The sequence below is a fragment of the Bradyrhizobium sp. 31Argb genome (assembly GCF_043638955.1).
Lineage (GTDB): Bacteria > Pseudomonadota > Alphaproteobacteria > Rhizobiales > Xanthobacteraceae > Bradyrhizobium.
The window spans coordinates 1-10,079 of the sequence record NZ_JBEGDB010000292.1; the positions used below are offsets into that span (position 1 = coordinate 1).

Genomic DNA, 10,079 nt, shown 5'->3' on the forward strand with positions numbered 1-10,079 from the left:
AAGAATCCAATTCGCTCCGCTATGCAATACCCCCTAAGGCCATATGCGATTCCCCTACCCGCAAGCGGGAGAGGGAGGGCACTGCAATTGCGGTTACTACCTACGTTAATGTCGTCATGTTCTAGCGCCCCGCCGCGGCGAACGTTTTCTAGGCAATTGCCCGATAACCGCCTATTTTGGTTTGCAAGGGCATGAAACCATCTGGAGGACGTTCCATGAATCTGGCTGACCTCAACAAGATCGCGCTTGCCATGGTCACCCCAGGCAAGGGCATTTTGGCCGCCGACGAATCCTCAGGGACCATCAAGAAGCGCTTCGACGCAATCGGGGTGGAATCGACCGAGGAGAACCGTCGCGACTACCGCGAGATGCTGTTTCGCTCGACGGAGGCGATGAGCAAATATGTCTCCGGCGTCATCCTCTATGACGAGACGATCTGGCAGAACGCGAAGGACGGCACGCCGCTGGTCAAGCTGATCGAGCAGGCCGGCAGCATCCCCGGCATCAAGGTGGACGAGGGCACGCAAGCCTTGCCCGCCTGCCCCGGCGAGCTCGTGACCGTCGGCCTCGACAAGCTTGCCGAGCGGCTGAAGAAGTATTACGAGCGCGGCGCGCGCTTTGCGAAATGGCGCGCAGTCATCGACATCGGACAAGGAATTCCCACCACGACCGCGATCCATGTCAACGCGCATGCGCTGGCGCGCTACGCCGCGCTGTGCCAGGCGGCGCAGATCGTGCCGATCGTCGAGCCGGAAGTGCTGATGGACGGCGGCCACGACATCGACCGCTGCTATGAGGTGACGCGGCAGGTGCTCAACACCGTATTCCACGAACTGTTCGTGCAGCGCGTCGAACTCGAAGGCATGGTGCTGAAGCCGAACATGGTGGTATCCGGCAAGAAGAGCCCGAAGCAGGCATCGATTCAGGAAGTTGCGGAAAAGACCATTCGCCTTCTGAAGGCCTGCGTGCCCGCGGGTGTACCGGGCATCGCCTTCCTCTCCGGCGGCCAGAGCGATGAAGAGGCGACCGCGCATCTTGACGCGATGAACCGGATCGGCGGCCTGCCCTGGAAGCTCACCTTCTCCTACGGCCGCGCGCTGCAGGCGGCGCCGCAAAAGGCGTGGTCCGGCAAGGCCGAGAATGTCGCGGCCGGCCAGCGCGCCTTCACCCACCGCGCGCGCATGAACGCGCTCGCGAGCAAGGGCGAGTGGGAGACTGGCCTGGAAAAGAAGGTGGCATAATTGCCCGCAAAGCCCGTTCCGCCGCGCCCGGCGCCGCGCCTCTATCTCGCGGCGCCGGTGGTGGAAGATCCCTCTGAACTCATCGCGAGCCTGCCCGCCTTGCTCGCCGCGGCCGATGTCGCGGCGGTGCTGGTGCGGCTGCGCGAGACCGACCAACGCACGATGATCTCGCGCGTGAAGGCATTGGCGCCGGTGGTCCAGAACGCCGGCGCCGCGCTCCTGATCGACGGCCATGTCGAGCTCGTCGCACGCGCCGGCGCCGACGGCGCGCATCTCACCGGCCTTGTCGCGCTGGAGGAGGCGCTGCCGTCGCTGAAGCCGGACCGCATCGCCGGCGTCGGCGGATTGCCGACGCGCCACGAGTCCATGGCCGCCGGCGAGCTCGGCGCCGACTACGTGCTGTTCGGCGAGCCCGATGCGCACGGACAGCGGCCCTCGACGCAGGCGATCGCCGAGCGGCTCAACTGGTGGGACGAGTTGTTCGAGCCGCCCTGCGTCGGCTACGCCACCTCGCGCGAAGAAGCTTTCGAATTTGCATCCGCCGGCGCAGACTTCGTCCTGGTCGGCGACTTCATCTTCGCCGACCAGCGCGGCGCCGGCGCGGCGCTCGCGGAGGTCGGCGCGACCATCCGGGAAGCGCATGCGAGCGCATTTGGGACGGCAAGGGCAGGACTGACTCCGGAATGAGCCTGCTGCGTCCGATAGCCGTGGTGCTCGGCTGCGCCGTGCTGACGACGGGCGCGGTCGCGCAGATTTCGCTGACGCCGCCCGCGGCACAGGCGCCGGCCAGCAAGCCGGCTCCAAAGAAGGAACAGCCGAAGCCTGCGCCGAAGCCGAAGGCCGCGGCGGAGAAGAAGCAGCCCGCGCCGAAGCCAGCACCTTCACCGACGCCATCGCCGAGCCCGACGCACCCGTTCGACGATCCCAATGTCGATCTCGTCTATGGCGCCTATCAGCGTGGCCTCTACAAGACCGCCTTCGACCTCGCCACCAACCGCGCAAACTACGCCCGCGACCCCAAGGCGATGACGATGCTGGGCGAGCTCTATGCCAACGGGCTCGGCGTCAAGCGAGATTACGGCAAGGCGATCGAATGGTATCAGCGCGCGTCCGATGGGGGCGACCGCGAGGCGATGTTCGCACTGGCGATGATGCGGCTTGCGGGCCGCGGCGCCCCCGTGAACAAGGACGAGGCGGTCAAGCTGCTGGCGTCCTCAGCCAAGCTCGGCAATCCCAAAGCGGCCTATAATCTGGCGCTGCTCTATCTCGACGGCCAGACCCTGCCGCAGGACCTCAAGCGCTGTGCCGAATTGTTGCGAATGGCGGCCGACGCCGGCAGCCCCGAAGCGCAATATGCGCTCGCGACCTTCTACAAGGAGGGCACGGGCGTGCCCAAGGATCTCGAGAAATCGGTGCGACTGTTGCAGGCCGCCTCACTCGCCGACAATGTCGATGCCGAGGTCGAATATGCGATCGCGCTTTACAACGGCTCCGGCACGCCGCGGAACCAGCCGGCGGCCGTGGCGCTATTGCGCAAGGCGGCCCGGCAGAACTCGCCGATCGCGCAGAACCGCCTCGCCCGCCTGCTCGCCACCGGCCAGGGCGTGCCGCAGGACAAAGTCGAGGCGTTGAAATGGCACACCGTCGCCAAGACCGCCGGCAAGGGCGATCCGGAACTGGATGAGATACTGCTGGACATGAGCCCGCAGGACCGCGCCAAGGGCGAGGAGGCCGCGCGCAAATGGCTCGGCACCGGCAAATGACGCCTTGACGGCGCCATTCCGAGAGGGCACGCAGTCGGAAATCTCCGACGGCGCTTGGGCCGTTTTCCCACCGACAAGCCCTCCATCATGCTCTATTCCGCCCTCATCAACGTCATGGTCAAGGCCGCGCGCCGCGCCGGCCGCAGCCTCAAGCGCGATCTCGGCGAGATCGAGCACCTGCAGGTGTCGCTGAAGGGGCCGGCGAACTTCGTCTCGCTGGCCGACAAGCGCGCCGAGGAGATGCTCTACACCGACCTCGCCAAGGCCCGCCCGGGCTACGGCTTCATCGGCGAGGAAGGCGGCACCCGCGAGGGCACCGACAAGAGCCATAGCTGGATCGTCGATCCGCTCGACGGCACCACCAACTTCCTGCACGGCATCCCGCAATTCGCGATCTCGATCGGGCTGGCGCGCGAGGGCACGGTGATTGCGGGGGTGATCTACAACCCCGCCAACGACGAGCTCTACATCGCCGAGCGCGGCAAGGGCGCCTTCCTCAACGACCAGCGCCTGCGCGTCGCCGGCCGCCGAAGGCTCGACGAATGCGTGGTCGCCTGCGGCTTGCCCCATATCGGCCGCGGCGACCATGGACTGGCGCTGAAAGAGATGGCCGTGCTGCAGAACAAGGTCGCCGGCTTCCGCCGCTTCGGCGCCGCCTCGCTCGACCTCGCCTTCGTCGCCGCCGGCCGCCTCGACGGCTATTGGGAACGCAACCTGCAACCCTGGGATGTCGCGGCCGGGCAGATCATGGTGCGCGAATCCGGCGGCACCGTGAGCGGGATCGAGGGCAATGACGATCCGTTGCAAACCGGACACGTGGTCTGCGGTAACGAATTCGTGCACGGCGAACTGGTGAAGATTTTGAAGCCGCTGGGATAGCAGGTGCCTCTGCTCGCTGTCATCATCCGCGAAGGCGGATGATCCAGTAACCCGCGGCGCCAGTGATGCGTCATCTCCGGCCCAAGTGGGTACTGGATGCCCCGCCGCGGGGCATGACGGCTCTGAGCGATTGCGCTTATGGCTTCTGGGGAGCCGGTGCCGGCGGCGCGTGCGGCTCCGGCACCGGGGCCTGCTTCGGCTCGCGGTCGCCGGCCAGCACGCGTTGGACGCTGACGAAGAACACCGGGACCATCAACAGCGCCAGGATCACGACCGCGATCATGCCGCCCATGACGCCGGTGCCGAGCGCCTGCTGGCTGGCGCCGCCGGCACCGGAGGCGATCGCCATCGGGAACACGCCGAACACGAAGGCGAGGCCGGTCATCAGGATCGGGCGGAAACGCAGCGAACAGGCTTCGACGGTCGCCTCGATCAGCGGCTTGCCATGGGCCCGCAAATCCTTCGCGAATTCGATGATCAGGATGGCATCCTTGGCGGCGAGGCCGATGATGGTGATCAGGCCGACGGTGAAATAGACGTCGTTGGCCAGCCCGCGCATGCTCGCGGCGATCACCGCGCCGGTGACGCCGAGCGGTATGGTCAGGAGCACCGCGATCGGAATCGTCCAGCTCTCATACAGCGCGGCGAGCAGGAGGAACACCACCAGCACCGACAAGGCCAAGAGGAACGGCGCCTGCGAGCCCGACAGTTTTTCCTGCAGCGACTGTCCGGTCCACTCATAGCCGAACCCGCGCGGCAATCTGTTCGCGAGCCGCTCCATCTCGTTCAGGGCATCGCCCGAGGTGTAGCCGGGGCGCGCCTCGCCGGAGATGCGCACGGCGGGATAATAATTGAAACCCGCGATCTGGGTCGGCCCCTTCTGCCATTCGATCGTGGCGAAGGACGAGAACGGCACGAGCTGGCCGCGGTTGTTCTTGACGTTGTAGTTGAGGATGTCATCCGCATTCATGCGGGTGAACTTGTCCGCCTGCACCACGACGCGCTGCATGCGGCCGCGGTTCGGGAAATCGTTGATGTAGTTCGAGCCGAGATTGGTCGAGATCGTATTGTTGATGTCCTCGAAGGTGACGCCGAAGGCTCCGGCCTTTTCGCGGTCGATCACCAGATTGACCTGCGGCGCCGGCGGCAGGCCTTCGATATAGACCTTCTGCAGCACGGGGCTGGCATTGGCTTCCGCGATCAGGCGGTCGGCGGCGGCGATGAGCTGGGCGTAACCCTTCTGGCCACGGTCCTGCAGGCGGAACGAGAAGCCTGAGGAGTTGCCGAGGTTGTCGATCGGCGGCGGCTGCAGCGCCGAGATCTTGGCGTCGCGGATCGATGAAAGGTCGCGGTTGATGTCGGCGACGATCGCGGCCGCCGAATCTTTCGGCCCGCGCTCCGACCAGTCCTTCAGCGTGATGAAGGCCTGCGCGGTGTTGAAGCCCTGGCCGAGGAAGCTGAAGCCGGTGAGGAACGTGACGTTCTCGATGGCCGAGCGCGCCAGGAGATATTTCTCGACCTTCTCGATCGCGGCCTCGGTGCGGGCGAAGGAGGAATCCGACGGCGTCTGCACGTCGGTGGTGATGAAGCCCTGGTCGTCGACCGGCAGAAAGCCGCCGGGCAGCCGCACGAAGCCCCAGCCCAACCCGACCAGAAGCGCCACATAGATCAGCATCAGCCGCCCGGTACGCTTCAGCGTCCCGCGAACCGTGCGGGTATAGCCGTCGCGGGTGACATCGAGTGTGCGGTTGAACCAGCCGAACACGCCCTTGCGGGAATGGCCATGGCCTGCGGTCACCGGCTTGAGCAATGTCGCGCACAGCGCCGGCGTCAGCGACAGGGCCAGCAGCGCCGAGAACGCGATGGCGGCGACCATGGTGACCGAGAACTGGCGATAGATGATGCCGACCGATCCCGGGAAGAACGCCATCGGGATGAACACGGCAACCAGCACCAGCGTGATGCCGATGATGGCGCCGGTGATCTGCGACATCGCCTTGCGGGTCGCCTCCTTCGGCGGCAAGCCTTCCTCGGCCATGATGCGCTCGACGTTCTCGACCACGACGATGGCGTCGTCCACGAGGATGCCGACCGCGAGCACCATGCCGAACATGGTCAGCATGTTGATGGAATAGCCGAGCATCATCAGCGTGGCGCAGGCCCCAAGCAGCGCGACCGGCACGACGATGGTCGGAATGATGGTGTAGCGGATGTTCTGCAGGAACAGGAACATCACGACGAAGACCAGCACCACGGCTTCGACCAGCGTCGTCAGCACCTTCTCGATCGCGGCCTCGACCACGGGCGTGATGTTGTAGGGGATCTCGTAGGAGATGTTGGCCGGGAAGAAGCGTGACAGCTCCTTCATCTTGGCTTCCACCGCGCTTGCGGTCGCCAGCGCGTTGCCGCTCGGCGACAGCAGGACCGAGAGGCCCGCCGTCGGCTTGCCGTTGAGGCGTGTCTGGAACTGGTAGCTGAGGCCGCCGATCTCCAGCCGCGCGACGTCGCGCAGGCGCACGGTCGAACCATCAGGATTAGCGCGCAGGATGATGGCGCCGAACTCGTCCGGCGAGGAGAGCTGGCCCTTCACCAGAACCAGCGCTGAAACCCGTTGCGAGTCCGTCGCCGGCTCGGCACCGATGCTGCCCGAGGCGACCTGCGCGTTCTGCGCTGATATCGCCTTGTTGACGTCATCGGCGGTCAAGCCATAACCGACCAGCTTTGCCGGATCGAGCCAGATGCGCAAGGAGCGCTCGGTCGAATAGAGCGTGGCGCGGCCGACGCCGGGAATGCGGCGGATTTCGCCGAGCACGTTGCGGATCATGAAATCGCCGAGACCGATTTCATCAAGGCTGCCGTCGGTCGAATTCAGCGTGATGATCTGCAGCACCGCGCTGGAGGCTTCCTCGACCAGGATGCCCTGCTGGATCACGGCGCGCGGCAGGCGCGCCTCGATGCGCTTGAGGCGGTTCTGTACCTCGACGGAGGCCTGGCTGGTTTCGGTGCCCGGGACGAAATTGGCGATGATCTCGACCTGGCCGAGCGAGTCGCTGGTGGATTCGAAATTCAGGATGCCGGAGGCGCCGTTCAGCTCCTCCTCGATCAGCCGGGTGACGCTGTTATAGAGATTTTCCGGTGAGGCGCCGGGATAGCTGGTCGAGATCGAGATAGAGGGCGGCGCGATGATCGGATATTGCGCGATCGCCAGCAGCGGAATCGAGATCGCGCCGATCAGGCAGATGAAGAGCGCGACGACCCAGGCGAAGATCGGCCTGTCGATGAAAAAGCTCGCCATCTCGGATCACCGCAGCGCTTGCGCGGCTTTATTTTCCCCCGGTACAGCGGTCGAAGCATCCGCCGCCTCGGTGAACGCCTGCGGTCGGACCTTGTCGCCTGCCGCGAATTTCTGGAAGCCCTCGACCACGACGCGGTCGCCGGACTTCAGACCTTCGGTCACGAACACCTGCCCGTTCTGCAGCGAGCCGGTACGGACGGGCTGAACCGCGACGCGACCGTCGTCCTTGACCACGAACACCTCGCTGCCGCCACCGCCATTGCGCTGAATCGCCTGCTGCGGCACCGCGATCGAGTCAGAGTCGATGCCCTGCTCGATCAGCACGCGCACATACATGCCCGGCAGCAGCTCTCGCCTTGGATTGGGGAACTCGCCACGCAGGGTCACCTGCCCGGTATAGGCGTCGACCTTGGCGTCGGAGAACAACAGCTTGCCGGGAATCGGATAGATCGTGCCATCGTCCTGCAACAGGCGCACCTTCATCGCGTCAGGCGCGATGCGGTCAAGTTCGCCGGTCTCGAATGCGCGGCGTAGCTGGTTGAGCTCGGTGACCGACTGGGTGAAGTCGGCATAGATCGGGTCGATCTGCTGGATGGTCGCAAGCGAGGTGGAGTCGTTCTGCACCACCAGCGCGCCTTCGCTGACCAGGGCGGCGCCGACGATGCCGTCGATGGGAGCACGGATGGTGGCGTAATCCAGATTGAGCTTGGCGCGCGCGAGATCGGCCTCGCGGGCCGCGAGATCCGCTTCGGCCTGGCGCTGCGCGGCAATCGCCTTCTCGTTCTCGGCCTCGGGCATCGCCTTCTGGTTGTAGAGGGTCGTAACGCGATGCGCGTGCTGGGCCGCCTGATCGAGCACGGCCTTGGCGCGTGCGAGCGCAGCCTGATTGGACTGCACCTCGACCTCGAATGGCCGCGGATCGATGCGATACAGGGGATCGCCGGCCTTCACCTCGGTGCCCTGGTGGAACAGGCGCTCGACGACGATGCCGGAAACGCGCGGGCGGACTTCGGCGACGCGCGTGGGCGCAACGCGGCCGGGCAGCTCGCGCACCACCGCGCGCGACTGCGGCTTGGCGACGACAACGCTGACCTCGGGTTCGGGCGCCGCCTCCGACGCAGCGGTCGCGGCAGTCGGCTCATCACAGCCGGCTAGCAGTGGCGCCGTGGCGGCCAGCATCAGGAGAATGCATGCCGTTCGTGCGCGTAGTCCGGACATTGAAAGCGTCGCCCTGAGTTTGAATTGTTGAACACAAATGACAGCGCGGCGTCGCTGCCGACTCCGCCTGTCACGCCGTTCAGGATAAGGTCGAGGTGCTGCGACGCAATACATCGCTGCGGCGGCTCAATGTCACACACGTATAATATATTGAATTGGCATGTTTTTCTCCGATTCACCGGATTGTGAAACCGGTTCCATCGGAGCTTGTGGGGGTAACTTACTACGCCTTCCTCGACACAGCGTGGCTACCGCCGATCTGCTGCTATCTCCGAATCAAGCGGGCGCGCTGTAACGGAGAATCCCTGCCGACATTTTCCGGTTGCTCGGTCGTCTCTCGTTATCCGGCATCGACATCGGTTCGCCCGCTTCGACAATGGCGGACGAATGCGCGATCCGGAAATGCGGGCGCGTGCGGCTACGACCGATGTCGGCCAATTCGCAACAGGCGGAACAGCTTCGACCGCGACGATTTCGGTGGATGACACGACCGCCGTCGCTGTCCTGTTCCGCTTCCGCCCCGAAATACCCGGTTTCCGATCTTTTTTCCCGTGGCCGCTGTGCCATATTGGCTGCCCAACGCGGCTTTTCGCAACGGACATGCCGGCAATGCCCTCCTCTCCCCGCTCCGACATGGAGACCGAACTCAGCAAATTGTCCTCTCCACGGATCTTCCTGGTGCGGATGCTGGTATTTCTTGTGCTGTGCGCGCTGATCGGCATCGTCCTCTACAAGCAGATCGTCGTCGCGTTCTTCGCCAATCCGGGGCTGAACGCGCTGATCGGCGCGGTGCTTTTGATCGGTATCATCCTGTCGTTCCGCCAGGTGATCCGGCTCTATCCAGAGGTGCGATGGGTCAACAATTTCCGGATCGCCGATCCCGGGCTCGCGATCGACCGGCGGCCGACCTTGCTGGCGCCGATGGCGGCGATCCTCGGCGGCGAGCGCAGCGGGCGGATGTCGATCAGCCAGCAGACGATGCGGCACCTGCTCGATTCCATCGCGACTCGCCTCGACGAGGCGCGCGACATCTCGCGCTACATGACGGGCCTGTTGGTGTTCCTCGGCCTGCTCGGCACCTTCTGGGGCCTGATCGAAACCGTCGGCTCGGTCGGCAAGGTGATCGATGGGCTGAAAGTCGGCGGCGACGCCGGCGCGCTGTTCGACACGCTGAAAGAAGGCCTGGCCGCGCCGCTCGGCGGCATGGGCATCTCGTTCTCGTCTTCGCTGTTCGGCCTCGCCGGTTCCCTGATCCTCGGCTTCCTCGACCTGCAATCCAGCCAGGCGCAGAACCGCTTCTATACCGACCTTGAGGACTGGCTTGCGACCACGGTGCGGGAATATGCCGGTGACGGCGTCGTGGCCGCGGCGGGTGGTGGCGGCAACCTGCAGCACGCGATCGAGCGGCTGCGTGTCGCGGTGGAGGAAGGCGGGGGAAGCCGCGGCACCACCGCGGCGATGACCAATCTCGCCGAAGCGATCCAGGGATTGGTTGCGCATATGCGCACCGAGCAACAGATGATCCGGGAATGGGCTGACGGCCAAGGCGAGCAGAACCGCGAGATCAAGCGCCTGCTCGAACGCCTCGCCCGCCAGCCGGAGAAGAGTTAGAGCATGATCCGGAAAAGTGGAAACCGGTTTTCCGAAAAGATCATGCTCAAACAAAGAGATGAGATCATGATC

7 protein-coding genes are annotated in these 10,079 nt (G+C 65.1%); 5 read left to right on the forward strand and 2 right to left on the reverse strand.

Features of this window, described 5'->3' with window-relative positions; genetic code table 11:
- The first annotated feature begins 215 nt into the window (after positions 1-215).
- The 4 genes from AAFX91_RS34670 to AAFX91_RS34685 all read left to right on the forward strand — a co-directional run bounded on the left by AAFX91_RS34670 (position 216) and on the right by AAFX91_RS34685 (position 3,883).
- Complete coding sequence (locus tag AAFX91_RS34670) at positions 216-1,241, forward strand: class I fructose-bisphosphate aldolase (protein ID WP_394569557.1); 1,026 nt, start codon at positions 216-218, stop codon at positions 1,239-1,241.
- A complete protein-coding gene (locus AAFX91_RS34675; protein WP_130579008.1) occupies positions 1,242-1,928 on the forward strand; it encodes a thiamine phosphate synthase in 687 nt (228 codons plus the stop codon).
- Complete coding sequence (locus AAFX91_RS34680) at positions 1,925-3,004, forward strand: SEL1-like repeat protein (protein WP_130579009.1); 1,080 nt, start codon at positions 1,925-1,927, stop codon at positions 3,002-3,004. Before AAFX91_RS34675 ends, AAFX91_RS34680 begins: the two co-directional genes overlap by 4 nt.
- Before the next feature lie 87 nt (positions 3,005-3,091).
- On the forward strand, positions 3,092-3,883 hold the full coding sequence (locus AAFX91_RS34685; RefSeq protein ID WP_394569561.1) for an inositol monophosphatase family protein: 792 nt from the start codon (positions 3,092-3,094) through the stop codon (positions 3,881-3,883).
- A 136-nt stretch (positions 3,884-4,019) separates the two neighbouring features.
- Here AAFX91_RS34685 and AAFX91_RS34690 read toward each other — a convergent pair whose 3' ends face one another.
- Together AAFX91_RS34690 and AAFX91_RS34695 are read right to left on the reverse strand one after the other, a co-directional pair.
- Complete coding sequence (locus AAFX91_RS34690) at positions 4,020-7,178, reverse strand: multidrug efflux RND transporter permease subunit (protein ID WP_394569558.1); 3,159 nt, start codon at positions 7,176-7,178, stop codon at positions 4,020-4,022.
- A gap of 6 nt (positions 7,179-7,184) precedes the next feature.
- Positions 7,185-8,396, reverse strand: a complete 1,212-nt coding sequence (locus AAFX91_RS34695) for an efflux RND transporter periplasmic adaptor subunit (protein ID WP_394569559.1) — start codon at positions 8,394-8,396, stop codon at positions 7,185-7,187.
- A gap of 609 nt (positions 8,397-9,005) precedes the next feature.
- On the opposite strand from AAFX91_RS34695, the gene AAFX91_RS34700 reads away from it, so the two are divergent.
- Positions 9,006-10,007, forward strand: a complete 1,002-nt coding sequence (locus AAFX91_RS34700) for a flagellar motor protein MotA (RefSeq protein ID WP_394569560.1) — start codon at positions 9,006-9,008, stop codon at positions 10,005-10,007.
- Positions 10,008-10,079: the final 72 nt, after the last annotated feature.